A 25264-nucleotide genomic window follows, 5' to 3' on the forward strand; every position below is an offset into this window, starting at 1 on the left:
GAGACGTGGTGACCGGGAATCTCGTCCACGGGGGTGCCGTGATCAGCTGCCCGCACGGCGGCCGCGCGGTGTCCACCGCGGCCGCCGGCACGGGCGTACGCGTCGACGGTGTGCCCGTGGCCACCGCCGCCGACCTCTTCACGGTCAGCGGCTGCCCACACTCCGTCGGCGGCCGGCCGCAGCCGTGCACCAGCGTGCGCTGGACGCCGGCCGGCGGCCGCGACGAGGTACGGATCGACGGGGTGCCGGTCCTGCTGGACACCTCGGCGGCGATGTGTTTCAGCGCCGGGCTGGTGCCGCAGGGCCCGCCGGTCGTGGCGCCCGTCCACCAGGGGGTGTCCAGCCGATGAGGGCTGCGAAGAAAATACGTACCGAAGTGGCGTTCCCGTTCCGGGTCGACCGGCGGGGACGGACCGCGCATGCGGATCACGATGAGCATGTGCGGGATCTGATCGAGCAGTTGCTGTTCACCAGTCCTGGTGAGCGTGTCATGCGGCCGGACTTCGGCTGCGGGCTGCTGGATCTGGTCTTCACGCCGAACAGTCCGGAGCTGGCGTCGGCCGTGGAGCTCTCCGTTCAGGCGTCGTTGCAGCGCTGGCTGGGGGACCTCATCGAGGTCGAGTCGCTGGACGTGGTGAGCGAGGACAACGTCGTACGGGTCCATCTGCGCTATGTGGTGCGCTCCACCGCGAGCCGGCGCGATGAAGTGTTCGAGGGACGGGGCGAGATATGAGTGAGCAGCAGCTCATCAGCGGTGAGCTGGTGTGCCGTACCGACCAGCGGCGTGGGCGCATCAGGGCCGCGCGGCTGAACGGCATCGACGCGGTCGAGGTCGCCGACGACGGGGTGACGCTGACCGTCACCTTCCTGGGCAAGGCGCCCCACGGGCTGTGCCCGGAGAACGTACGCATCGACGGCGGGCGGCGGATCACCGGCCTGGAGGCTCTGGAGGTGTCGGTCGAGCGGGAGGAGGATCCCGAGCTCGACGACCGGCTGCATGTGGTCCTCGACCGGACCGGCGATACCTCCACCTACCGTCTCTCCCTGGTCACCACCGACCCGTACGGGCGGCCGGGCACCGAGCCGTACGAGGGCTTCGACCAGCGGTATTCCGGTGCCGAGTTCCGTTTCCGGGCCGATTGCCCGAGCCCCTTCGACTGCGTCGACGAGACCGGCGCCGACTGCCCGGACACCTTCCGGCCCGCCCCGGTCATCGACTACACCGCGCGCGACTACGACACGCTGCGGCAACTGGTCCTGGACCGGATGCGGCTGACCACCCCCGACTGGGTCGAGCGCAATCCCGCCGACCTGGGGATGACGCTGGTCGAGATGCTGGCGTACACGGCCGACCAGATCAGTTACCAGCAGGACGCGGTGGCGACGGAGGCGTATCTCGACACCGCGCGCCGACGGGTGTCGGTACGCCGTCACGTACGGCTCATCGACTATCCGATGCATGACGGGTGCAGCGCGCGGGCCTTCGTCGCCGTCGAGGCCACCGAGGAACTGGATCTGCTGCCGGGCGAGTTCCGCTTCGCCGCCGTCGATGTCCGTACGTACGGGCCGCACGACCGGCCGGAGGTCGGCACCGTCATCGACGACCGGGATCTGGCCGTGCTGGACGAACGCGGCTCCGTCGCGGTCTTCGAGCCGGTCTGGGACGCACCGCTCCGCCTGCGCCCCGAGCACAACGTCATCCGGCTGTGGACCTGGGGCGACGAGGTGTGCGCGCTGCCGAAGGGCGCGACCTCGGCGACGTTGCGGGACGAGTGGACCGACGAGGCGTGCGAGGCTCGCTCGTTGCAGCTCTCCCCCGGTGACCTGCTGCTCTTCGAGGAAGTGAAGGGGCCGCGTACGGGTACGCCCGGCGACCAGGACCCGAGCCACCGCCAGGCCGTCCGGCTGACCTCCGTGACCCCTGCTGTCGACCAGCTCGACAACCAGCCGGTGCTGGAGGTGACCTGGGCGCCGGAGGACGCGCTGACATTCGCGCTGTGCCTGTCCACGCGGTGCGGCAGCGACTGCCGACCGGTGGAAGATGTGAGCGTCGCGCGCGGCAATGTGGCGCTCGTCGACCACGGGAGGTCGCTGACCTTCGGGGAGTGCCCGAAGGGCGTTCCGGAGACGCTGACCGTGCCGCCCGTGCCGGCTGTGGCCGGATCCTGCGAGCCGCCCGCCTACGGCTGCGACGACGTCAAGGACGGCGGCAACGCCACCGCTCGCACCATCAACGCGCTGCTGAAGAAGACCACTTGCCATCAGGCGCTGACCGCGGACGACGTCCGTGAGCTGTTCACGGTCGTCGGTGAGGCGGAGACCGTTCGGGCCGGGCTCGGCCTGGAGCTTGCCGGGCAGCGGCGCGAGAAGGTCGTACCGGGTACGGCCTACGCGCAGGCCGAGGCGTTGCGCACGCTGCTTGCGCAGTCCGTCTACCCCGGCATCACGCCACGCTTCCGCCCCGTCCTGCACCGCTCCCCCGTCGCCCAGACCGTTGCCTTCCCGCAGCCCGCGCAGGTCGCGGCCGGGCAGGCGACAAGGCTGGCCGGCATCCGGGAGCGGGTGCGGGCGCGGCTGGTGGAGCTGTGGCGCAGCGCCCGCGACCACGACGGGCTGTCGGATCAGGAGATCGCCGAGCTGACGGTGGTCTTCGGCCTCAAGGTCCTGGAACGGCTGGAGCTGCGCCACCACCCCGTGCGGGCGCTGCGTGAGCTGCTGCACCGCTGCGACCGGCTGCTGAGCACGAAGCTGCGCCGGCTGGACGTGCTGACCGCGCGGGCCCGCGCGGGTACGGTGCTGGACGGCCGGATCGCGTGGGAGATCACGCACACCTGGGGCCCCGCGTACGCGGTGGGGCTGCACCCGGACGAGCCGGTGCTGCACGGCCCGGCGTCCGCTCTGCTGCCCGATCCACGGGCCGCGCTCCCTGCCGTACGTCTGCGGGACGGGGAAGACACCTGGGTCCCGCGCCGTGACCTGCTCGGGAGCGACCCCCGCGACCGGCATTTCGTGGGCGAGCTGGAGGACGACGGCCGGATCGCGCTGCGCTTCGGTGACGGCAGGTACGGCGCCCGTCCGGTGCCCGGCAGCCGCCTGACGCTGCACTACCGGCTGGGTGGCGGCACGGCGGGCAACGTCGGCGCCGAGGCGATCAACCATCTGGTGCTCAGCCGTGCTCCACGGCTGTCGGACGCCGGCGAGCCGATGCCGGTGGCGGGCGTACGCAACCCGCTGCCCGCGACCGGCGGCGCCGAGCCGGAGCCGATCGAGCAGGTCCGCCAGCTCGCTCCGCTGGACCTCAAGCGGACGCGGCTGCGCGCGGTGACCGCGGCGGACTACGCCGAGCTCGCCTCGGTGCTGCCCGGGGTGCAGCGGGCCGCGGCGGAGATCCGCTGGACCGGCAGCTTCCAGGAGGCGCATGTCGCCGTCGACGCGACCGGGTCCGGCGAGCCGGGCCCGCAGCTGCTGGACTCCGTCGCATACGCGCTGGAGAGCTACCGGCGGATCGGACACGACCTGGTGGTCGAGCCGGCCCGCACGGTGCCGCTGGACATCGAGATCGAGGTGTGCGCCGCGCCCGGTCACCAACACGGCCAGATCCTGGCGGAGTTGACGCGGGTGCTGAGCAGCCGGCGGCTGTCCGGCGGCCGGCTCGGCTTCTTCCACCCGGACGCGCTGTCGTTCGGCGAGCCGGTGCGGCTGTCCCGGCTGGTCGCGGTGGCCGCGGCGGTGCCCGGCGTGCGGAGCGTACGGGTGACCCGGCTGCAGCGGCTCTTCTCCCAGGACCGCACGGACAACGCCGACCACATCGACAACAGAGCACTGGAGGACGGTGTGCTGCGGCTCGGCCCGCTGGAGATCGCCGTGTGTGACAACGACCCGGACCGGCCCGAGAACGGCCGGCTGGTCATCGAGCTCGGGGGTGCCCGATGAGCGCTACCTGCGGATGCGGCTGCGGGGGCGGCACGAGCGATGAGCGCCGCGCCCCCGACGCCCTCTACAACCCGCCGGGCCGCACGGCCCTGGAACACCGCGTCGGCGACTACGGCTCGTTCCTGGCCGGGATGCTGGACCGGCTCGCGTCGCCCGCCTACCCGGCGCTGCGCGGCCTGACCGTGCGTACCCCGGACGACCCGGCGATCGGCCTGCTCGACGCCTGGGCGGTCCTCGGTGACGTGCTGACGTTCCACTCCGAGCGGATCGCGGACGAGGGCTATCTGCGGACCGCCAACGAACACCGGTCACTGGCCCTGCTCGGCCGGCTGGTGGGCCACCGGCCGCGGCCGGGCGTCGCCGCCGACACGCACCTCGCGTACACCCTGGACAAGGACCCGCGCGCCGAGGACCTGCCGGTGGTCATCCCGCGGGGCGCGCGGAGCCACAGCGTGCCCGCCGCCACCGGCGAGGAGTCGCAGACCTTCGAGACGAGCGAGGACCTCACGGCCCGCTGGGCGTGGAACGAGCTGAAGGTGCGCAGGCGCCGGCCCGCTCTGATCACGGCCGAGGATCTGGCGAAGCGCTCGGAGCTGTACGTCTCCGGCACCTCCACTTCACTGCAGACCGGTGACCAGCTGCTCTTCGACTTCGGGAACAAGCAGCTGCTGCTGCCCGTCGCGAAGGTGCGCACGGACCGGGAGGAGGACATCACCGCCGTCGAGCTCCCGCAGTCCGCGCCGCCCACCCTGAAGGAGCTGGTGGTGGAGCTGCGGCAGTGGATCACCGAGCCGGAGGACGGCGGGGATCCCGACTACCCGGACGAGCCCGGGCCGCCCACCCCGCAGACGCCCAACCCGCGTCCGGTGAGCAAACTGATCGCCACCTTCGACGCGCAGGTACTGGCGCCGCTCCGCAAGGACCTCGACGGCATCAAGACGCCCGCGGCCCTCGCCGAGCGGCTCGTCGCCCCGCACGAGCGGCTGGTCGAGGCGCAGGTGCTGGCCGAGGCGTACGAAGAGGTGTCGGCCTGGTTCGAGCAGCTGGCGGCCGTGGTCGGTGAACTCCGCGAGCGTGCGCGGGACTTGGAACCCGTGCGGAGCGTACCGGCCAAGCCGAAGGCGGCGGGGGCGGAGCCCTCCCCCGCGCTGCGGGCGCTCGGTGCCGTACTGCCCGCGCTGCGCACCAGCGTGGTCCGTCCGCCGTCCGGCGCGCGGGCCGTCTCGCGTGACCCGGGCAGGCTGTTCGCGCCCGGCTCCGACCTGACCGCGCGGCTGCTGTCCGCGCTGGATCCGCGACTGGCCGACGGGATGTACGCGGCGTGGCGGCAGGCCGCGCCCGAGGTGCCCGCCGCGCTGCGCGCGCTGCTTGCGATGCGGGTGACGGCCGCCCCCTTCGGGTCGACCGCTCCGCTCAAGCCCGTGCAGGACGACAAGGGCCGCGTCATCCGGCAGTCCGACTGGCCGCTGACCGGGGGCATCCTGTCCAGCGTGCGAATCCTGTTCGACACGGCCGGCCGGGTGCCGGTGAAGGCGGAGTTCCAGCACACCGAGACCGGCAGTTCGGTACAGCGGACCGAGAACCTGCCGTCCGACGCCGCCTTCGACTTCGGCCCGGGGCGCGTGGAGCTGTCCACCCGCGTGGCCCAGGACCACGACCTGAGCTGGCTGGGCCGTCGTCCGACCGACTCGCAGGAGGCCGGGATCACCGCCCGGCTGCTCTCGGGCCTGCCCGAGCGCAGCCTGTTCGTGTCCCGGCCGGACGACGAAGGAAAGATCCAGGTCGCGATCCACAACGGCGAGACGAAGGAATGGCACCTCGCCCCGGGCGACAAGCAGCAGATCAGGCACGGCGAGTACGAGGTGACCGTGCGCCGCGCCCCGGGCAGCGAACCGCCGTCCGTCGAGATCGGCATCGCGACGGTCCCGGCGCCCGCCAACCGCTATGTGCTGGCCCTGGAGTCGGCCCAGGACGGCATCACGGTCGGCAGCTGGGTCGCCATCCAGCGCCCCCGCAAGGGCGCGGAGGGCCCGGACGGCATCCCGGGCGACAAGAAGCTGGCGTTCGTCACGACCCGCGTCAAGGCCGTGCGCACCGCCGCGTACACCAACTACGGCATCACCGGCCGCGGCACCGAACTGACCCTGGCCGACCCCTGGCTGGACGAGCACGACGTGACGCTCTCGGCGATCCGCGACACCACCGTGCACGCGGGCGGGCAGCCGCTGCGGATGGCGGACGAGCCGCTGGGCGAGGACGTGCACGGCAACGAACTCGAACTGGACCGTCTCCACGACGGGCTGCTGCCCGGCCGGCACCTCATCGTCTCCGGCGAGCGCACCGACATCCCGGGCTCGGCCGGGGTCCGGGGCACCGAACTTGCGGTGATCGCCGCCGTCGACCAGCGCCTCGATCCCGCACTGCCGGGCGATCACGTCCATACGACGCTCACCCTCACCGCCGACCTCGCCTACCGCTACCGCCGCGACACCGTCCGCGTCCAGGGCAACGTCGTGGCCGCCACCCACGGCGAGTTCCGTGACGAGCCACTGGGCAGCGGCGACGCGAACCGCGCGAACCAGACGTTTGCGCTGTGGCAGTCCCCGCTGACCTGGCTGCCCGCGGACAACGCTCTGGGCGCCACGCCCGAGCTGGAGATCCGGGTCGACGGGCTGCTGTGGCACCCGGTCGACAGCCTGGCAGGGCGCGGCCCGCGCGAGCGGGTGTACGTGCTCGGCGCAGCGGCCGGTGGCACCTCCCGGTCGAGCGGAGCCGAGAGCGGGGGAGGCCGTACGACGGTGACCTTCGGCGACGGCACGCACGGCGCCCGGCTGCCCACCGGACACGAGAACGTCCGTGCCCGCTACCGCTTCGGCACCGGGCACGCCGCCAACGTCAAGGCGCACCGCATTACCCAGGCCATCACCCGGCCGCTGGGCGTCACCGGCGTCACCAACCCGCAGCCGGCGACCGGCGGCGCGGACGCCGACGGCCCCGGCCTGACGCGCCGCACCGTCCCGCTCGCGGTCTCCGCGCTGGACCGGCTGGTCTCGCTGCGCGACTACGAGGACTTCGCGCGCTCCCGGGCGGGCATCGGCAGGGCCTCGGCACGTGAACTCCACGACGGGCGGCGCAAGGTCCTGCATCTGACCGTGGCCGGGGTGGACGACACCCCGCTCGGCGAGGACGCCGAGGTGCTGCGGGCGCTGCGCTCCTCGCTCGCGGAGTACGGCGACGCCCGGCTGCCGGTCCGGGTGGACGTACGCGAGCCGGTGCTGCTGCTCCTCATGGCGAAGATCAAGGTGACGGCGGACCACTCCTGGCCGCTGGTCGAACCACGGGTCCGACGGGCCCTGCTGACGGAACTCGGCTATTCGGGACGGGAGTTGGGCCAGCCGGCCCGCCTCTCCGAGGTATTGGCCACCGCGCAGGCGGTGCCCGGCGTCGACCATGTGGACGTCGATGTCTTCACCGGCGTCCCGGCCTCCGTCACTCCGGACGAACTGGCCGGGCTCGCGGACCGGTTCACCGAACCGCCCCCCACCACGGTGCCGTCCCGGCTCGCCACCTATGACGAACAGGTCCACGTGGTGACCGAGGACGACGGAGAGACCCTGTTCGCCGTCGCCGCGCGCCACGGCATCGCGCTGGCCGAACTCCTCCGCCTGAATCCCGACATCACCGACACCCGTCCGCTGGACAAGGGCCGCGCGGTCTGCGTCTTCCGCGGTATCCGCCCTGCCCAACTCGCCCTGTTCTCACCGCAGGTCGCGGACACGCTGATCCTCACGGAGGTAACCCGATGAGCGAACGTCATGAGTGGATCATCGGGAGGTGCACGCCTCGCGCATGCGGGGCCGAGCGAAGCGAGGTGGCGGCATGAGTGCGACGAGGGAGCCGGACGGACTCGCGGAGCTGCTGCCGCAGTGGCACCGGCTGCGCGACGCGGAGGCCGGGGAACCCCTGCGGGCACTGCTGGCGGTGATCGCCGAGCAGGTGGATCTGGTGCGCGACGGCGTCGCCCAGCAGTACGACGACTGGTTCGTGGAGAGCGCCGCCGAGTGGGTGCTGCCCTACCTCGGCGACCTGGTGGGCTACCGGCCGCTGCCCGGCTACGAACGGGTACTGGCGACCGGGCTGCGGGACGGCGGACTGCCGGACTCCTCGCGGCGGCGGCTCGCCGAGGCGCTGGCGCCGCGCCGGGACGTGGCGGCCACCGTCGGCAACCGCCGACGCAAGGGCACCCTCGCACTGTTGGAGGAGCTGTCCGAGGGCGTCGCGGGCTGGCCGGCCAGGGCCGTGGAGTTCTCCCGGCTGGTGGCACACCAGCAGCCGGTGAAGCTGTACGGGTCCGGCACCGAGGCCGGCAACGCGCGGCGGCGCGGGCGCGGGCGGCTGGTGGACCTGCGGGACAGCTCGGCGCTCGACCTGGCGGGCGGCCCGTTCGGGACCGTCGCCAGGTCGGTCGATGTGCGCAGCGTCAACTCCCGCCGTACGCAGGGCGGTTACACCCCGGCCGGCGTCGGTCTCTTCGTCTGGAGGCTGAAGCCGTACGCGGTGACGCACGCTCCCGCGTACTGCATCGACCGGGCCCGCCACCTCTACACCTTCTCGATCCTGGGCAACGACACCCCGCTGGTGACCCGGCCGGAGCCGGAGCCGTCCGCGACGCACATCGCGGCCATCGACAACGTGCCGGCCGCGATCCGGCGCCGCCAGCTGCACGACCGGCTCGCGGACTACTACGGCCCCGGCAAGAGCTTCACCATCCGGCGGGACGGCCACGACACCCCGATCCCGCTGTCCGACGTCGTCGTCGCCGACCTCAGCGACTGGCGCTACCGGCCCAAGCACGGCCAGGTCGCCGTCGACCCGGAGCTGGGTCGGATGGCCTTCGGCTCGCGGTCCGCGCCGCGGCAGGGCGTGTGGGTGGACTACCACTACGCGTTCGCGGACGACCTGGGCGGCGGCGAGTACCTTCGCGAGGACCGTGCGGACCGCGAACGCCACGCGCCGCCACCGGACACGGCGGTCTACCGCGTCGGGCCCGGCCAGACCTACCAGCGGATCATGGACGCGTACGGGGCGTGGCAGCACGACCGCCGGGCCGGGCGCTGCGGCCCCGACGGCCTCATCGAGATCACCCACAGCGGGGCCTACCAGGAGCAGCTGGACTTCGACCTGGACCCGGGCGACCGGCTGGAGCTGCGCGCCGCCGAAGGCACCAGGCCCGTCATCCGGCTCCTCGACTGGTACAGCAACCGGCCCGACGCGCTCAACATCCGTGCCAGGACGGCCGATTCGGCGGACGGCGACTGCCCGCCGGGCGAGCGGCCGCGGATGGTGCTCGACGGGCTGCTGGTCACCGGCCGGGGACTGCACGTCAGCGGGCCCATGGGCGCACTGGTGCTGCGGCACTGCACGCTGGTGCCGGGCTGGTCGCTGGAGCCCGAGTGCGACCCGGCGTCCCCCGAGGAGCCGAGCCTGGTCCTGGACCGCACCACCGCCTGCGTCGAGATCGACCGCAGCATCCTCGGCACCATCGAGGTGATCGGCGAGGAGGTGAGCACCGATCCGCTGCCGATCCACCTGCGCGACAGCATCCTGGACGCCACCGGGCACGACCGCGAGGCGCTGTCCGCGCCGGACTGCCGGCATTCGCACGCCGTGCTGCACGCGCACCGCAGCACCGTCATCGGAGAGGTGCACACCCACGCCGTGCAGATCGCCGAGAACAGCATCTTCACCGGGCGGATGCATGTCGCCCGGCGGGGCATCGGCTGCGTCCGGTTCTCCTACGTCCCGCCGGGCTCGCGCACCCCGCGCCGCTACCGCTGCCAACCCGACCTGGCGGGCCCGGATGGGGGTACCTCCCGCTCGGGCGGAGCCGAGAGTGGGGGAGCCGCCCGGGTGCGGCCGCTGCTGCGCAGCGAGCGCTACGGAACGCCGGAATACGCGCAGTTGGCGGACGGCTGCGCCGATGAGATCCGGCGCGGGGCGGAGGACGGCGCGGAGATGGGCGCCTGGCACGACCTCTACCAGCCACAACGCGAGGACAGCCTGCGGGCCAGGCTCGCCGAGTACACACCCGCCGGCACCGACGCCGGAATCGTGTTCGTGACGTGACGCACCGATTCGTTCGTGAGGTGAACTCCCCGCCCGGAGGACCCGATCCGCCCACCGCCCGCGACCACCCGACTCCCGACCTTCTGAGCATCCCGTACGAGGGGGACCCCTTCCATGCACGCCGATCTCTCCCGCATCACCCACCGGCCGGAGCGTCACTACTCCGCGGTCGTCGCCCAGCAGGGCCGCGTCCAGCTGGACGCGGACGCCAATGAGCAGACCGCGATCCAGCTGTTCCAGGCCAGGACCCTCGCCGCCGACCTGATCGGGCAGCACGGCGGGCCGCGCGGCGCCACCGGCTTCAAGATCGAGATGCAGGGCGGCAGCCGAGAGCTGGACGACTTGATCATCAGCGGCGGCCGCTACTACGTGGACGGCATCCTGTGCGACGCGACCCGCCCGGAGCCCGGCGTGCCGGTGCCCGCGGACGGCGCCGCCGAAGCGGGCGGCAAGGACGGCGCGGGCGCGGATGATGACGAGCCCGCCGCCACACCCGCCACCTGGACGTACTGGGACCAGCCCGACGGCTTCCGGGACCCCGAGAGGCCCGGTGACCGGCTGCCCACCCGGTTCCCGTACCTGGCCTACCTCAAGGTGTGGGAGCGCACCGTCACCGCTGCCGAGGACCCGGCGCTGCGCGAGGTCGCGCTGGGCTCGGCCATGCCGGACACCGCGGCCCGCACCAAGGTGGTGTGGCAGGTGCTGCCGCTGCCCGCCTCCGAGCTGGACCTGGAGGACGACAGCCCGCCGGTCGACGACGTGCGCGCGGCGTTCGCACGCTGGGCGAAGAAGGCCGGCACCCCGGCCTCCCGGCTCGCGGCGCGCAGCGAACGCCCCGACCAGGCCGACGACGAGCCGTGCCTGGTCATGCCGGACGCCCGCTACCGGGGGCCGGAGAACCAGCTCTACCGGGTCGAGGTGCACGAAGCGGGCACCTCGAAGGACGCCACCTTCAAATGGTCACGGGAGAACGGCTCGGTGACCTTCCCGGTCGACGCCCTGGACGGCACCTGGGTGGAACTGGCCACGCTGGGCAGCGACGACAAGCTGGACCTGAACGTCGGCGACCGGGTCGAGTTCGTGGACACCGCGTACACCAGCCGGGGCGAGGCGGAGCCGCTGCTGCGGGTGGAGGAGCTCGACCTCCCGGGGCGGCGGGTACGGCTCTCGGACGAGCCGGTACCGGGCGTCGGACGACGCCCCGAGCTGCACCCCTTCCTGCGCCGCTGGGACCACCACGAGAGCGCCCGCCGGACCAAGGACAGCTCGCGGACCGGCGGACTCCGGCACGGCGCGCTGCGCATCGAGGAGGGCCGCTGGCTGCCGCTGGAGGACGGCGTCGAGGTGTACTTCGCGGCCGGCGGCACCTACCGCACCGGCGACTTCTGGCTGATCCCGGCCCGTACCGCCACCGGCGGCGTCGAGTGGCCGACGGACCCGGCCCGCCGGCCGCTGCTGCAGGCACCCGCGGGCATCGAGGTGCACTACGCGCCGCTGGCGTGGGTACAAGGTGAACAGGCCGCCCCCGACCTGCGGCTGGCCTTCCGGCCGCTGTCCGCTGGCATTCCGGCCGCGGACGAGGCGGCGCTCGCCGCCGAGGCCGAGGCGCGGGCGGAGGAGACGGACGGCGCCCCGACGGCGACCGAGGCCGCGGGCCCCGCGGTCAGCAGGTCCCAGACGACCGCCGCCGCCGAGGCGGCGGCGGACGAGGGAGGTGCTGGCTGATGGCCACTCCGCTGACCGCGACCCGGCTGCTCAAGGCCCTGCGCGACGAGGGCCTGGTCGTGCACGAGGTCCGCAACTGGCGCACGCACAACCGCAACTCCAAGGGCCCGTGGGGCCCGGTGAACGGCGTGATGATCCACCACACCGTCACCTCGGGCACCGCCGGCTCGGTGGACCTCTGCTACGACGGGCACTCGAATCTGCCGGGCCCGCTGTGCCACGGCGTGATCGACAAGAAGGGCGAGATCCACCTCGTCGGCAACGGCCGCGCCAACCACGCGGGGCTCGGCGACCGCGATGTCCTGCGGGCGGTGATCAATGAGTCCGAGCTGCCGAACGACAACTCCGCCGACACCGACGGCAACCGCCATTTCTACGGCTTCGAGTGCATCAACCTCGGTGACGGAAAGGACCCGTGGCCGGAGGCGCAGAAGCTCGCGATCGAGAAGGTCTCGGCAGCGATCTGCCGGGCGCACGACTGGACCGAGCGCTCGGTGATCGGCCACAAGGAGTGGCAGCCGGGGAAGGTCGACCCGCGCGGCTTCACCATGGACTCGATGCGTGGGCGCATCAAGAAGCGGTTGGCAAAGGCCGCGGAAGGCAGCGCCGATCCGGGCGGCAAGGGCGAGGACACCGCAGGCTCCCCGCCGCCGCCGAAGCCGCAGCACCCGCCGTACGAGCCGTTCCCCGGCAGCGGCTTCTTCCACGCGGGCGCACGCAGCGCGGTGATCACGGCCATGGGCAAGCGGCTGGTCGCGGAGGACTGCGGTCATTACAGGAGCGGCCCCGGCCCTGAGTGGACCGAGGCGGACCGCAAGTCGTACGCGGCCTGGCAGCGCAAGCTCGGTTTCTCCGGCCGGGACGCGGACGGGGTACCGGGCAGGGTCAGTTGGGACCGGCTGCAGGTGCCGCACTCCTAGCGGGCACCGGCGGACCGGGAGGACGAGCCGGACCGGTCGGACCAGCCGATCGGGCCGCTCGGGGGGGGACCAGCCGGGTCGGGCGGACCTCCGCGGGGGAGCCCTGCCCGTCCCGGCCGGTCCCGGCCCCGGCTCCGGCTCCGGCTCCGGCTCCGGGAAAACACAAGGCCGGGCGGTCCTCCCCCACAGAGGACCGCCCGGCTGTTCATGGGTGTACGGCATGACCGGACTCCGCGGGACTCCGCATCGAAGCGTGAGCGTCCCGGATGGCTGCCGCCGCAGCCGGTCGGCCGGCCCCGCGTGGGGTCGGCCCGACCTGGAGCGTTCCGGTACTGCCGGTGGTACGGCCGGGGCTCGCCGGACGGAAGGTGACCGCCCGAGGAGCTACGGCTGATGGAAGGTCACCGTCCGGGGCGCCACGGCTGACAGCCGCGCCCTACCCGACCGGTGCCCGCGGGCTCGGTCTCAGACGCCCTGGACCGGGAGGGCCGGCAGGGTCGGCAGGGCCGGACGGCTCGGGACGGCCGGGAGGACCGGGAGAGCCGGGATGTTGGCGGCGTCGGTCAGGTCGGCGGGCACGGCCGGGAGAGCCACCAGGTGGGCCGGGACGGCGGGGGCCGCGGGCACGGCCGGGAGGGCCGGGGTGGCCGGGAGGGCGGTGACGTCGGTCAGGTTGGCCGGGACGGCGGGCGTGGCGGGCACGGCCGGGAGGGCGGTGAGGTCGGTCAGGTGCGCGGGCACCTGAGCAGGCGCCAGGTCCTGCGCGCCGGTGGCAGCGGTGGCGGCGACGCCCTGCGCGTCGGTCACCACAACGGTGACCAGCCCCTGTGCGAAGGGAGCGGCATCAGCGGCGACACCCTGCGCGAACGGGGCGGCATCCGCAGCCACGCCCTGCACGAACGGAACCGCATCCGCAGCCACACCCTGCACGTACGGAGTGGCATCCGCCGTCACACCCTGCACGAACACCTGCGCGCGGCCACCGACGGTGGTCACGAAGGGGGTGGTGTGGGCAGCGGCGTCACCGACGAGCTGACCTGCACCACCGACGGTCCCCTGGGCGACGGGCACCACCTTGACGACGACACGGCGGGCGACGGGCGGCAGCACATCGGCGGCCGCCTTGTCGACAGCCGGACGGACGGTGCTCAGGCCACCCTGGGCCGGGCCCGTCAGCTGCTCGGGGCGGACACCGGCACCGGCGAGACCGGCGAGCAGGTTCTCGACCGAGCCGGGAGCCTTCGGCAGCGCGGGAGCCTTGGGCACCTCAGGCGTCGCGGGCAGCTTCGGGGCGGCGGGCAGACCGGCGGACGGCAGGCCCGGGGTGGCGGGCAGCGACGGGACGGCGGGCAGCTTGCCGTCCGTCAGCTTGCCGGCCCGCTTCAGGGCGGCCTTCGCCGCCTTCTCGGCCTTGGCGGCCTTGGCAGCGTGCTTGGCCTTCTTCAGGTCGGCGGCCTTCCGCAGGTCCTGCGCACCGGCCGGCGCGCCGGTCAGGGAGCCGAGGCGGTCGGCCGAGGGCAGCTGCGGGGCGGCGGGCAGTGCGCCGGTGGGCAGAGCGTCCGTCGACGCGCCGTCGACGGCACCGGTCGCCTTGTCGGCGGCCCCGCCCACGGTCTCCTCCGCGGTACCGGCCAGGTCACCGGCGGGCAGCCGCTTCGCGGCGTCCGTCACCGTGTCGGTGGCCGACAGATCCGGGCTGACGGGCAGCTCGGCCGCGTTCGCGGTGACGGAACCCAGGGCCCACAGACCCGTGGCAGCGGCGGCGACAACGATGGAACGGCGAATGTTGGTGCGCATGATGAGGAAGTCCTTCGAATTCAGAGGGTGTTGACGGGCAGACCTGTCCCGCCCCCGCGCGGCAGGTCGGTTACAGACGCGGAGCGGTCTGCCCTAGCCCGGGAATTCGAGGATTTCTTCGGCACGCCGACGCGTCGGAGCGCCATCGGCCGTGCGCACGCCACCCGGCAGCAGCCGGAAGCGCGGGGAATCCGCCGTCGATACGGCGTTCTGGTCCCCACCACGGGGACTGTGGCCATCGCCCGCGGTGTGCGGGGACGGCGCCACGGGGCTCTGCGGGAGCTGCCCCGGCAGGCCGTGGGGCCCCTGGTCCCGCTGTTCCTGCACGGCGGGACGGGCCTGATCAGCCGGGGTGCGCAGGCCGTGGGCCGCATCGGCGTACGCCTGCGCGGCGGAACCGGCTACCCCATCGGCCCGCGAACCGGCCGACTGCTCGCCGTACGGGGCGCTGCCCTGGCCGGGGTTACCGACACCGCCGGGCTGACCGGGGGTTTCGCAGGTCGGAAGCTGAACGGGCAGCTCCGGATCGGCCGTTTCCCGCAGCTCGCCCACGACACCGGCCACCGGCGCGGCGACCGGGTCGGTGGCCCGGGCGGCCTGCTCGGCGGCGGGCCGCACGGCTTCGGCGAGCGCGCCGTCCGCGGCGTCCTTGTGCGCCGCCACCTCCGTCCGGGCGGTCTCGCGGTGCTGCGCGAACTCGGTCTCGGAGCGGGACAGTCGGTCCGTCGCCCCGCCCCGGGTGGCGGCCCGGGCCGGGGTGGACGTCTCGCCCGTGGCAGGAGCCCCGGTCGAGAGGGATGCGCTCTCATCGACGGCCCGGCCCTCGACCGGGGCTGTAGCCCCGGGGAGGTCCCGCGTCGCCGTGCGGTCTTCGGCGTGGGCGCCGGGGCCGAAGGCGAAGCCGAGGGCGACGAAGCCCACCAGGAAGAGCCCCGCGAGCAGTGCGCGCCGCACGGCCACCGAGCGCGGCAAGCGCACGGCGGCAGGCAGCACGGACACAGCGGACACGGAGGGGACCTTCCCAGTCGGACGGGGACACTCGGGCGTACGGCCTCGGTGTCACTCGCGTCACGGGCGATCAAGCGATGGATCGAGCGATGGTGCTGATACTTGCACGACGAGCCAGGTGCCGCGCAAGTCCTGCCGGCGTTCCTGTCACCGTTGCTCCGCCATGTCCGGTATGGGCAGCGGCCGTTTCTCCAGCGCGGCCGCCATCACCTCCGGAAAGAGGTCGGGTGTGCACGCGAACGCAGGTGCGCCCAGGGCACCGAGGGCCGCGGCGTGGTCACGGTCGTAGGCGGGCGCTCCCTCGTCGGAGAGTGCGAGCAGCGTCACGAACTGCACCCCGGACGCCTTCATCGCGGCGACGCGCTTGAGCATCTCGTTGCGGATACCGCCCTCGTAGAGGTCGCTGATGAGCACGACGACGGTCTCGGCGGGCCGGGTGATCCGGGACTGGCAGTAGGCGAGCGCGCGGTTGATGTCCGTGCCTCCGCCGAGCTGGGTGCCGAAGAGGACATCGACGGGGTCGTCGATCTGGTCCGTCAGATCGACCACCGCGGTGTCGAAGACGACCAGGCGGGTGTCGATGGCCCGCAAGGAGGCCAACACCGCGCCGAAGACCGAGGCGTAGACGACGGAGGCGGCCATCGAGCCGGACTGGTCGATGCAGAGCACCACTTCCTTCTTCACCGACTGCGCGGCCCGGCCGTATCCGATCAACCGCTCGGGCACGACGGTGCGGTACTCGGGGAGGTAGTTCTTCAGGTTGGCCCGGATCGTGCGGTCCCAGTCGATGTCACGGTGGCGTGGCCGGCTGATCCGTGCGGAACGGTCCAGCGCGCCGGTGAGGGTGGCCCGGGTGCGGGTCGCGAGCCGTTTCTCCAGTTGCTCGACGACCTTGCGGACGACGGCGCGAGCGGTCTCCTTGGTCGTCTCCGGCATGACCTTGTTGAGCGAGAGCAGGGTGCCCACCAGGTGCACATCCGCCTCTACGGCCTCCAGCATCTCCGGCTCCAGCAGCAGCGCGGACAGGCCGAGCCGGTCGATCGCGTCCCGCTGCATGACCTGCACGACGGAGGAGGGGAAGTACGTACGGATGTCCCCGAGCCAGCGCGCCACCGCGGGCGCCGACGCCCCGAGCCCCGCCGAACGCTGCCTGCCGCCCGCCCCTTGCTCGCCCTTGCCGCGTCCGTAGAGCGAGGCGAGCGCACCATCCATCTCGACGTCCCGTCCCTGCAACGCGCACCCCGTACCGTCCGCCTCTCCCCCACCGAGCACCAACCGCCAACGCCGCAACCGCTCCTCCTCTGAGAGGACGACACCGGAGGCGGGGGGCTCGGAGGCGTCGGGGGCCGCGGTCGCGGCGGGCTCCGTCGATCCGGCCGCGGTCGCCGTCGTTCCGGCCGCCGTCGCGACGGTCTCCGTCGATCCGGGCGCCGTCGTTCCGGCCGCCGTCGTTCCGGCCGCCGTCGTGTGGGTCTTGCTAGTCGTCATCCGGCCGCCCCCGCGTGCTCGTTGTCTCGTCTGCCGAATGCTGCGTGTGCCGTGCCGGTCGGTCCGCCTGTCGGTCCTGCCGTGCTTGTCGCAGCTGTCGGTCCGGCCGTGCTTGCCCTTCCTCCCGTGCCTGCCGTGCTCGCTGCGTCCGCCGGCTGTGGCTCGTCCGGGTTGCGGTCATTGCCTGTACCGCGCTGTTCCCACGACCCTTCACCGAACGCACTCCCACCGCTCCCCGGCCAGAAGCCGTGCCGGTCGAGCTCCGCCCCGCCGAGGCCCGGCTCGCTGGTGCCCGGCTCGCCAAGGCCCGGCTCACCGAAGCCCGGTTCCTCGAGGCCCAGCAGCAGGCGCAGGGTGGGGAGGACGGCCGCGGCGCGGTCACGGTCCAGGCCGGGGCCGAAGCCCGGGGCCGCCGCCTCCTCGCCGGTGTCGGCAGGACGGCGGGGGCCGGTTGTGGGACCACGCCGGACCAGCTCACCGAGCGTGCGGCGGACCCCCGCTTCGTACTCAGCGAACGTCCTCCGCAGCAGCGGCAGTACGTCCGTGAAGGCGGCACCCGGCACCCGCTTCAGCCACCCGTCCACCAGCGCGAGCAGCCGTTCGTCGTGGACCAGGAGCATGCCGCCGTCCCCGCCACCGACGAAGCCTTCGATCCACCCCGCGGCGTCCGCGGGCGGAGTACCGGGCGACAGAGCCAAGCCCATAAGCTGCTCCGCGCCGCCCTCGCCCAACTGACCCTCGTCGAGCAGCAGTCGGGCCGCTCGCCCCCGGATCAGCCCGGGAACGGCGTCCCGCCCCGATACCGCCCGCAGCACCCCTGCCCACCGCGCCCGCAGCCCCGTGCCCCCGACCGCGCCGGTCGCCGAGCCCTGCCCGCCCCCGCCTGGAGCGGGGCCGGCCGGCGCAGTGCCGGTCGGCGCGGACCCGGCCGGTGCAGTCACGGTCGACCCACGGTCCGGTTGCGAGGCTGGTCCGCCTGCCGTTACGGAAGCCGGCCCAGGATCGGGGGAGGAAGCCCCTCCGGGACCCTCCCCTGAGGTCGGTCCAGGAACCGACCCGGAAGCCGGTCCCGAGCCCCGGCCGGTGGCGGGCTCGGGTATCGAGCCCGTCGCCGACCCGGCAGCCCGTTCTGCAGTCCGTTCGGCAGCTGCGTCCGTCGCCGACCCGGCAGCCGCATCGGAAGCCGGGGCGGCATCGGCCTCGAATCGGCCGAGGAGGGCGACGGCCCGCTGGGTGGCGTCGAGATGGCCGCGCATTTCCGACGCTCCGTCCGCGTCCAGCCCCGCGCACGCCGGAGGCAGTCCGACGAAGACGCGCTCGGCCAGGCCCATGGCCACCTCACGGAGCGCCGCACCGTCCGTGCCGCGCACGTCGCCGTACCGCACCGACCGCACGAGGGCGGGCAGCGCCTGGGCGAGATGGCCGACGTCCGCATCCAGGGCGGCACGGTCCGAGAGGACCCGCATCACCACCGGCAGGGCGTCGGGGAGTTCGGCGAGCAGGCACTGCTCGGCCAGCGCCGTCACCGCGGCCAGATCGCCGGCGCCCACCGCGTCGGACGCGGCCCTGGCGGTGGCGGCGGAGAGCACGGTCGTGCCCCAGATGCCGGCCTCGGCGACCCGCACGGACAGCTCGGGCTCCCAACGAAGCCGCCAGGTCTCCCGGAAGGTGCCGGTGCTGCCGCGGGAGCGGATCGGCTCACCCCAGGGGATGCCGAGCAACCGCAGCCGGTGCAGCAGCCGGCTGCGCCCGGCGTCCGTCTCCTTCCGCAGATCCAGCTCCATCTCCCGCTCCAGCGCCTCCGGCTTGAGGCGCAGCGCCCGCCGGATGCGGGCGATGTCCCGTTCCAGCGGGACGGCGGGTGCGTCCTCCGGCACCTCGCCGAGCACGTCACCGACCACCAGCCGGTCGTGGATGAGGGAGGACGGCGCCTCGGAGCCGTCGCCCATGACGGCCCGGATCGCGTCGTCCGTCTCGGCCAGCCCCGCCAGCGGCCGACCGCGCACCGTGGCCAGTCCCTCGGCGAGCCGTACGGCCTCGATGACATGCGCGGAGGAGACGGCGTAGTCCTCCTCCCGCAGCAGGCCCGCGACCTTGGTCATCCAGCGCTCGATGGGGCGGTCGGGGGCATTGAAGAGGTGGCCGTACCAACCGGGCGAGGCGATACCGGCGCCGTAGCCGCTGCGGCGGGAGAGCCGCCGGTGTGTCCACGGCACCCAGGTCAGCGCCGCCTTGGCCTTCGGCAGGCCCTTGAGCAGTGCCCGGTCGGCGGTCACGGTGCTGCGGCGTGCCAGCGCCGGTACGTGCCAAGCCCCGCACACCACGGCGATGTCGTCCCCGAACTCCTTGCGCGCGGCCCGCAGCCGGAGCCGCATATGGGCTTCGCGCACCGGGTCGCGGTCGTGCCCGCCGTCGCCGTACACCTCGCGGAGCGCGGCCATCGCCTCGGCCAGTGCGTGGAAGGGCGCGAGCGCGTCGGCCTCCGGCCCGCTCGTCCCGCGGTGCTCGACGACGTCCTCCCACCAGCGCTCGGGGTCGTCGTAGCCCGCGGCCCTGGCCAGCACACGGAGCGGATCGACGCGTACGTCGGCGGGGCTGTCCGGATCGCTGTCGTCCGGCTCGGGCGCTCCCGGGCGCCCCGGAGCCTCTCCTGGGCGCCCGTCCTTCGCCGCCGCTTCCGCCTTCGCCGGCTCTTCGGGCCTCCCCGGTCCCTCCGGCGCCCCGGGCCTCCCGTGCCCCTCAGCCCTCTCGCCCTCTTCGGGGCGCTCTTCCTCGGCCATGGCCAGGGAGTGCGCCGCCGGCAGGTCGATGAAGCGGACCGGGACGCCGTGCTCCAGGGCCCAACGCAGTGCCACCCACTCCGGGGAGAACTCGGCCAGCGGCCAGAACGCCGCCCGGCCCGGATCGTCCAGCACATGGGCGAGCAGCGCGACGGGCGGCCGCATACCGTCCTGCGCCGCAAGCGGCACCAACTCGTCTGCCTCGGGCGGCCCTTCGATCAGTACGGCGCGGGGCGCGCACTGCTCCAGTGCCGCCCGCACGGCCCGCGCGGAGCCCGGGCCGTGGTGCCGCACCCCGAGCAGCACCGGCTCACCGCCGGACGAGGGCTTCTCGGCCGCCCGCTCCGGGGCGGCCTCGCGTCCCCCGGTCATGCGCTCGCCTCACGGCAGGCGCGGTAGAAGTCCTTCCAGCCGTCGCGCTCGCGCACGACCGCCTCCAGGTACTCCTGCCAGACGACGCGGTCCGCTGCCGGATCACGGACGACCGCGCCCAGGATGCCGGCGGCCACATCTCCGGAACGCAGCACGCCGTCCCCGAAGTGAGCCGCCAGGGCCAGACCGTTGGTCACCACCGAGATGGCCTCGGCCGTGGACAGGGTGCCGGAGGGCGACTTGAGCTTGGTGCGGCCGTCGGCGGTGATGCCGTCGCGCAGCTCACGGAAGACCGTCACGACCCGGCGGATCTCGTCCATGCCCTCGGGCGCGGCCGGCAGGTCCAGCGAGCGGCCGATCTGCTCGACCCGGCGCGAGACGATGTCCACCTCTTCGTCCGGCGTCGCGGGCAGGGGCAGGACGACGGTGTTGAAGCGGCGGCGGAGCGCGCTGGAGAGCTCATTGACGCCGCGGTCGCGGTCGTTGGCGGTGGCGATCAGGTTGAAGCCGCGGACGGCCTGCACCTCTTGCCCCAGCTCGGGGATGGGCAGGGTCTTCTCCGACAGGACGGTGATGAGTGTGTCCTGGACGTCGGCCGGGATGCGGGTCAGCTCCTCGACCCGCGCGGTCATGCCCTGCGCCATCGCGCGCATCACCGGGCTGGGCACCAGCGCCTCACGGCTGGGGCCGTTGGCGAGCAGCTGGGCGTAGTTCCAGCCGTAGCGGATCGCCTCTTCGGGGGTGCCCGCGGTGCCCTGCACGAGCAGGGTGGAATCGCCGCTGACGGCCGCCGCCAGATGCTCGGAGACCCAGGTCTTCGCCGTGCCGGGCACCCCGAGCAGCAGCAGGGCGCGGTCCGTCGCGAGGGTCGTCACGGCGACCTCGACGATCCGGCGCGGGCCGACGTACTTCGGTGTGATGAGAGTGCCGTCGGCGAGCGTGCCGCCGAGCAGGTAGGTCGCGACCGCCCAGGGCGAGAGTCGCCAGCGCTCCGGCCGTGGCCGGTCGTCGGCCGCCGCGAGGGCCTTCAGTTCCGCCGCGAAAGTGTCCTCCGCGTGCGGCCGCAGCGCCTCTCCGGGACCTGCCGTCGCTGCCGTGTCATCCGTCGTCCCTGCGCTGTTCGCGTACATCGCTCCCCCTCGTCGCAAGATGTGCGGCCGGCACCCCGAAATCCCGTCGGCCGCTTGCAGAACCAAGCCTGCACCACCCCACTGACAACGCCCGAAATACCGCCTGTGACCTGCCACTTCACCTCGACTTGCGGTCGTTGTCAGTGGGGGGTCGTAGCTTCGAGGACATGAATTCGCAGGGGGAACGCTGGACGGCGGATCAGGTGCTCGCACTGGCACCTGACGAGGCATCACGCAAGGCGGGCGGCAAGCTCGCGGCGCCCGGTCCGTGGTCGGAGGCGGGGGCGGCCGGGGGCGCGGTGTGGGGGCAGTGCAAGGGCAGTGGAAAGAAGCCCTACGAAGCGGTCATCGACATCACAGGGCCGGCCTTCAAGTGCAGCTGCCCGAGTCGCAAGTTCCCGTGCAAGCACGCGTTGGGGCTGCTGCTGCTCTGGGCCGGCGGTGACGACGTGGTGGCGGTCGGGGATCCGCCGCAGTGGGCGGATGAATGGCTGGCCGGGCGGCGGGCGCGCGCCGAGCGGTCCGCCGAGGCACGCGGCGAAGGCGGCGGTGCCTCGCGTGCACCGGCCGATCCGGAGGCCGCCAGGCGGCGCGCCGAGCGCCGGCTGCAGCGGATCGGCGCCGGCGCCTCGGAGCTGGAGCAGCGACTGGAGGACCTGCTGCATACCGGCCTGGCCGCGGCCGACCGTGCCGGCTACGGCTCCTGGGACGAGACGGCCGCCCGCATGGTGGACGCCCAGGCGCCCGGACTCGCCGCTCGGGTGCGCGAGTTGGGGTCGGTCGCGGCCTCCGGCCCCGACTGGCCCGCCCGGCTGCTGGAGGAGTGTGCGCTGCTCCACCTCCTCGACCGGAGCTTCCTGGGGATCGAGCGACTGCCCGCCCCGCTCGCGGCGACGGTGCGCTCCCGCGTCGGACTGACCACGGAAGCGGCGGACCTGCTGACCGGCCCCGACGCGACCACGGTCCGCGACCGCTGGCTGGTGCTGGCCCAACAGGACTCCGACGACGGCAAGCTGGTCGCCCGCCGGATCTTCCTGCGTGGCGAGCGCACCGGACGCATGGCCCTGCACCTCTCCTTCGGCGGCGCTCACCGGCCCCTGGAAACGGCCCTCCCGCCCGGCCTCGTCCTCGACGCCGAGCTGGCCTACTACCCGGGCGCCCGCCCGCTGCGCGCCACCCTGGGTGAACGGCTCGCCCCGGCGACGCCAGGCCCGGTCCCACCGGGCAACGGCATCGACGCCGCCCTCGCCTCGTACGGCGACGCGCTGCGCGACGACCCCTGGCTCGACTCCTGGCCGGTGGTGCTCGCGGACGTCACCCCGATACCGGGGCGCGAGGGCTCCGGCTGGCAACTGGCCGACGCAGATGGCGAGTCGGCGCTCCCGCTCGACCCGCGCTTCGTGGGCCGTACGGGCCTGTGGCAGCTGGCCTCCCTGTCCGGTGGCGCTCCGATCACCGTCTTCGGGGAATGCGGGCACCGCGGTTTCCTGCCGCTCACCGCCTGGGGCACGGCCACCGACGGGGACACGTCCCCGGTGTCCCTGTGACCGTGCCCCCCATGACCGTGCCCGTGCGCCCCGTCCCGGCCCTGCCGTGACGCCGCCTTCTCCCGCGCGCCGCCCCACCCCTGGAGGAACGCCATGCCAAGCACCCGCAGCCCCCTGACCACCACACCGTCCGGTGCGACCGGCGACGCCCGCGCGCAACCGACCAACGGCCCGTCGCCCGAGCATCTGGGCGCACCTGAGGGAGCGACCGGGACCGCCTCCCCCGCCGGGGCCTCCCACGCCGCCTGGTCCGACTTGGTCAGCGCCGCGCTGCTCGGTACGGAGCGGCGCGACCCCCCGGTTGCCATACGGCCCGGCCAGGGAAGTGCCACCGCTCTGCTCGACGCCGCCGCGGTGAGCACGGTGCGCCGCCGCGCCGCGCTGCGCCCCGCACCGGCCGGTGAGCGACCCGTCCCGGCCCCCGCCGACCCCCGCCCCCCACTGCCGACCGCCGCCCGGCGCAGGCTCTCCCTGCTGCTCGCCGACCGCGGCGGCGCAGGCGGCAGTCGGCGCGGCCCGGCGCCCGATCTCACCGAACTGCTGCCCCAGTGGCTCGCCGCAGCAGGCGAGCTCGGCTACCGCGCCCCCGAGGCGCTGCTGCCCGCGCTGCTCGACGCCGCCCGCGCCCGGACGGATCTGCGGTCCGCCGCCCTCTCCCTGGCCGGGCCGCGCGCCCTGTGGCTGGCGCGGTTCAACGACGACTGGAAGTACGCCCTCCGCGGCATCGGCGGCCCCGCGTTGCCCGGCGCCGAGGACCCGGAGAGCGTCCGGGCACTGTGGGAAGAGGGCCTGTTCGCGGAGCGGGTCGCGGTGCTGACGGCGCTGCGCCGCCGCGACCCGCAGGCGGGTCTCGACCTGCTCGCCTCGACCTGGGGCACCGAGCGGGCCGAGGACCGGCTGATGTTCCTGGACTCCTTGCGCGAGGGCCTTTCGGCGGGCGACGAGCCGTTCCTTGAACAAGCGCTGTCCGACCGCAGCCGTAACGTTCGTGCGACGGCCGCCGAGTTGCTGTCCGCGCTGCCCGGCTCCGCACTGGCGGCCCGGATGGCACAGCGCGCCCGCACCTGCGTCAGCCTGGACCGGCTGGCAGCCCCGGCCGGAACTCCCAGCCCTCCTACGGGCACCACGCCGGAACCGGTCGGCCCGGCCATCCACGTCGAGGCTCCGCACGAGTGCGACGCCGGCATGCAGCGGGACGGCGTGGCCGCCAAACCGCCGTCCGGGCGCGGCGAACGCTCCTGGTGGCTGGGCCAGTTGGTGGAGGCGGCGCCCCTCGACGGCTGGCGCGAACGCTTCGGCGGCCTGGACCCGGCGGCGGTAGTCGCGCTGCCGGTGGCCGACGACTGGCGTACGGAGCTGCACGACGCGTGGTGCCGCGCCGCCGTGCGCCAGCGGAACGCCGACTGGGCGCGGGCGCTGCTGGGCGCCCCCGCGGCTCCGTCGCAGGCCGCCGAGGTCTCACCGAGCGGCTCTTCCCGCGATCTGGCGAAGCTGCTCACCGTGCTGCCGGAGGACGAACGCGCCGGCTGGGTGGCGGAGTTCATCGCGGCACACGGCCTCTCGGAGGCGTTCCGGCTGCTCGGCGTGTGCGGGGTGCCCTGGTCCGAGCCGTTGGGCCGGTCGGTCGTGGACGCGCTGGACATCGCCCGGGACGCGGGCAGCTACCCCTGGAGCTTCAGCGGGGTGATGGGCCTGGCGGAACGCTGCCTGGACCCGGCGGCTGCGGACCACCTCGACAAGCTCACCGCGCTCACGGACGAGCCGGAAGGCGCCTCGCCCGGCTCCGGGGGCTACTGGTCCGAGGCGTTCCAGCGCTTGGTAGGAACCCTGCGCCTGCGCGCCACCATGCACGCGGAACTCCGCCACCCCACCGCCCCTGTGCACCCCCAGCAGCCACCCAACACCCACGCCCCACTCACGGAACACACCGACTAGGCCGACCCAACACGCGCGGCCGACGCCGCCACGTCGTCGCGATCGCTGCCCCGGCAGACGCGACCGCGCCAGCCGCCATCACCGACAGGTCAGACGCCCCGGACGGGCCGGCATCACACGCCCCGGGCACGCGCCACCCCACGCCGAGCCCAGGCACGCCGTATCCATCCGCGCCGCAGCCCAGGGATCGGGGCCGGGACCAGGATCGAGATCGGGGTGGGGTGGGGATCGGGGTGGGGTGGGGTGGGGATCGAGGTGGGGGTGGGGATCGAGGTAGGGGCTGGGGTCGGAATCGCGAGGCCGGGATCGAGCCCGGCCCGAAGGGCCCCACCGCGCCCCCACCGCGCCCACACCGCGCCCACACCGCCCCCACCGCTGCATCGAGGCGATGAGGTCACCGACAGAGGCGAAGCCCTGGCTCACCCACCTGCTCCAGGACTGCGCCCGCCTCGGCCGAGTGACCCGGCCGTCGCGAAAGGTCTTCCCAGGCCCCTGGGCTGAGT

Annotated in this window: 14 protein-coding genes; 9 read left to right on the forward strand and 5 right to left on the reverse strand. The window is 73.8% G+C overall.

Features of this window, described 5'->3' with window-relative positions; all coding sequences use genetic code 11:
• Positions 1 to 5: 5 nt before the first annotated feature.
• From ACGFZW_RS20965 to ACGFZW_RS20995, 7 genes are all read left to right on the forward strand, one after another.
• Positions 6 to 350, forward strand: coding sequence for a hypothetical protein (locus tag ACGFZW_RS20965; protein ID WP_393894664.1), 345 nt, complete (start codon positions 6 to 8; stop codon positions 348 to 350).
• Positions 347 to 733 (forward strand): GPW/gp25 family protein, encoded by a 387-nt coding sequence (locus ACGFZW_RS20970; protein ID WP_393894665.1) that lies wholly within the window; start codon positions 347 to 349, stop codon positions 731 to 733. Before ACGFZW_RS20965 ends, ACGFZW_RS20970 begins: the two co-directional genes overlap by 4 nt.
• A complete protein-coding gene (locus ACGFZW_RS20975) occupies positions 730 to 3933 on the forward strand; it encodes a putative baseplate assembly protein (protein ID WP_393894666.1) in 3204 nt (1067 codons plus the stop codon). Before ACGFZW_RS20970 ends, ACGFZW_RS20975 begins: the two co-directional genes overlap by 4 nt.
• Positions 3930 to 7739 (forward strand): putative baseplate assembly protein, encoded by a 3810-nt coding sequence (locus ACGFZW_RS20980; RefSeq protein WP_393894667.1) that lies wholly within the window; start codon positions 3930 to 3932, stop codon positions 7737 to 7739. Before ACGFZW_RS20975 ends, ACGFZW_RS20980 begins: the two co-directional genes overlap by 4 nt.
• Positions 7740 to 7812: 73 nt before the next feature.
• The gene (locus tag ACGFZW_RS20985) at positions 7813 to 10059 is read left to right on the forward strand and encodes a hypothetical protein (protein WP_393894668.1); all 2247 of its coding nucleotides are present in this window, start codon (positions 7813 to 7815) and stop codon (positions 10057 to 10059) included.
• 114 nt (positions 10060 to 10173) lie between these two features.
• On the forward strand, positions 10174 to 11784 hold the full coding sequence (locus ACGFZW_RS20990) for a DUF6519 domain-containing protein (protein WP_393894669.1): 1611 nt from the start codon (positions 10174 to 10176) through the stop codon (positions 11782 to 11784).
• Positions 11784 to 12704 carry a peptidoglycan-binding protein gene (locus tag ACGFZW_RS20995; RefSeq protein WP_393894670.1) on the forward strand — a complete coding sequence of 307 codons (921 nt, stop codon included), beginning with the start codon at positions 11784 to 11786 and terminating at the stop codon, positions 12702 to 12704. The genes ACGFZW_RS20990 and ACGFZW_RS20995 overlap by 1 nt, the downstream gene beginning before the upstream one ends.
• Before the next feature lie 465 nt (positions 12705 to 13169).
• Here ACGFZW_RS20995 and ACGFZW_RS21000 read toward each other — a convergent pair whose 3' ends face one another.
• The 5 genes from ACGFZW_RS21000 to ACGFZW_RS21020 form a co-directional block, all read right to left on the reverse strand.
• Positions 13170 to 14501, reverse strand: a complete 1332-nt coding sequence (locus ACGFZW_RS21000; protein WP_393894671.1) for a hypothetical protein — start codon at positions 14499 to 14501, stop codon at positions 13170 to 13172.
• A gap of 93 nt (positions 14502 to 14594) precedes the next feature.
• Positions 14595 to 15509: a hypothetical protein gene (locus ACGFZW_RS21005; protein WP_393894672.1), complete on the reverse strand. Its 915-nt coding sequence runs from the start codon at positions 15507 to 15509 to the stop codon at positions 14595 to 14597.
• Between the two features lie 147 nt (positions 15510 to 15656).
• The gene (locus ACGFZW_RS21010) at positions 15657 to 16997 is read right to left on the reverse strand and encodes a VWA domain-containing protein (protein ID WP_393894673.1); all 1341 of its coding nucleotides are present in this window, start codon (positions 16995 to 16997) and stop codon (positions 15657 to 15659) included.
• Positions 16994 to 20149 (reverse strand): DUF5682 family protein, encoded by a 3156-nt coding sequence (locus ACGFZW_RS21015; RefSeq protein ID WP_393894674.1) that lies wholly within the window; start codon positions 20147 to 20149, stop codon positions 16994 to 16996. Before ACGFZW_RS21015 ends, ACGFZW_RS21010 begins: the two co-directional genes overlap by 4 nt.
• Complete coding sequence (locus ACGFZW_RS21020) at positions 20146 to 21279, reverse strand: AAA family ATPase (RefSeq protein ID WP_393894675.1); 1134 nt, start codon at positions 21277 to 21279, stop codon at positions 20146 to 20148. Before ACGFZW_RS21020 ends, ACGFZW_RS21015 begins: the two co-directional genes overlap by 4 nt.
• A 167-nt stretch (positions 21280 to 21446) precedes the next feature.
• Here ACGFZW_RS21020 and ACGFZW_RS21025 point away from each other — a divergent pair, with 167 nt between their 5' ends.
• The gene (locus tag ACGFZW_RS21025; RefSeq protein WP_393894676.1) at positions 21447 to 22826 is read left to right on the forward strand and encodes an SWIM zinc finger family protein; all 1380 of its coding nucleotides are present in this window, start codon (positions 21447 to 21449) and stop codon (positions 22824 to 22826) included.
• Positions 22827 to 22919: 93 nt separating this feature from the next.
• Positions 22920 to 24761 (forward strand): DUF5691 domain-containing protein, encoded by a 1842-nt coding sequence (locus ACGFZW_RS21030; protein WP_393894677.1) that lies wholly within the window; start codon positions 22920 to 22922, stop codon positions 24759 to 24761.
• The last annotated feature ends 503 nt before the right edge of the window (positions 24762 to 25264 follow it).

The organism is Streptomyces sp. NPDC048248 (assembly GCF_043201875.1).
Classification (GTDB): domain Bacteria; phylum Actinomycetota; class Actinomycetes; order Streptomycetales; family Streptomycetaceae; genus Streptomyces.

Coding starts and splice junctions, on each gene's coding strand:
- ACGFZW_RS21030 (WP_393894677.1), top strand. CDS start 22,920: ATGCCAAGCACCCGCAGCCCCCTGACCACCACACCGTCCGGTGCGACC.
- ACGFZW_RS21025 (WP_393894676.1), top strand. CDS start 21,447: ATGAATTCGCAGGGGGAACGCTGGACGGCGGATCAGGTGCTCGCACTG.
- ACGFZW_RS20975 (WP_393894666.1), top strand. CDS start 730: ATGAGTGAGCAGCAGCTCATCAGCGGTGAGCTGGTGTGCCGTACCGAC.
- ACGFZW_RS20980 (WP_393894667.1), top strand. CDS start 3,930: ATGAGCGCTACCTGCGGATGCGGCTGCGGGGGCGGCACGAGCGATGAG.
- ACGFZW_RS21010 (WP_393894673.1), bottom strand. CDS start 16,997: ATGACGACTAGCAAGACCCACACGACGGCGGCCGGAACGACGGCGGCC.
- ACGFZW_RS20995 (WP_393894670.1), top strand. CDS start 11,784: ATGGCCACTCCGCTGACCGCGACCCGGCTGCTCAAGGCCCTGCGCGAC.
- ACGFZW_RS20990 (WP_393894669.1), top strand. CDS start 10,174: ATGCACGCCGATCTCTCCCGCATCACCCACCGGCCGGAGCGTCACTAC.
- ACGFZW_RS20985 (WP_393894668.1), top strand. CDS start 7,813: ATGAGTGCGACGAGGGAGCCGGACGGACTCGCGGAGCTGCTGCCGCAG.
- ACGFZW_RS21015 (WP_393894674.1), bottom strand. CDS start 20,149: ATGACCGGGGGACGCGAGGCCGCCCCGGAGCGGGCGGCCGAGAAGCCC.
- ACGFZW_RS21020 (WP_393894675.1), bottom strand. CDS start 21,279: ATGTACGCGAACAGCGCAGGGACGACGGATGACACGGCAGCGACGGCA.
- ACGFZW_RS20970 (WP_393894665.1), top strand. CDS start 347: ATGAGGGCTGCGAAGAAAATACGTACCGAAGTGGCGTTCCCGTTCCGG.
- ACGFZW_RS21000 (WP_393894671.1), bottom strand. CDS start 14,501: ATGCGCACCAACATTCGCCGTTCCATCGTTGTCGCCGCCGCTGCCACG.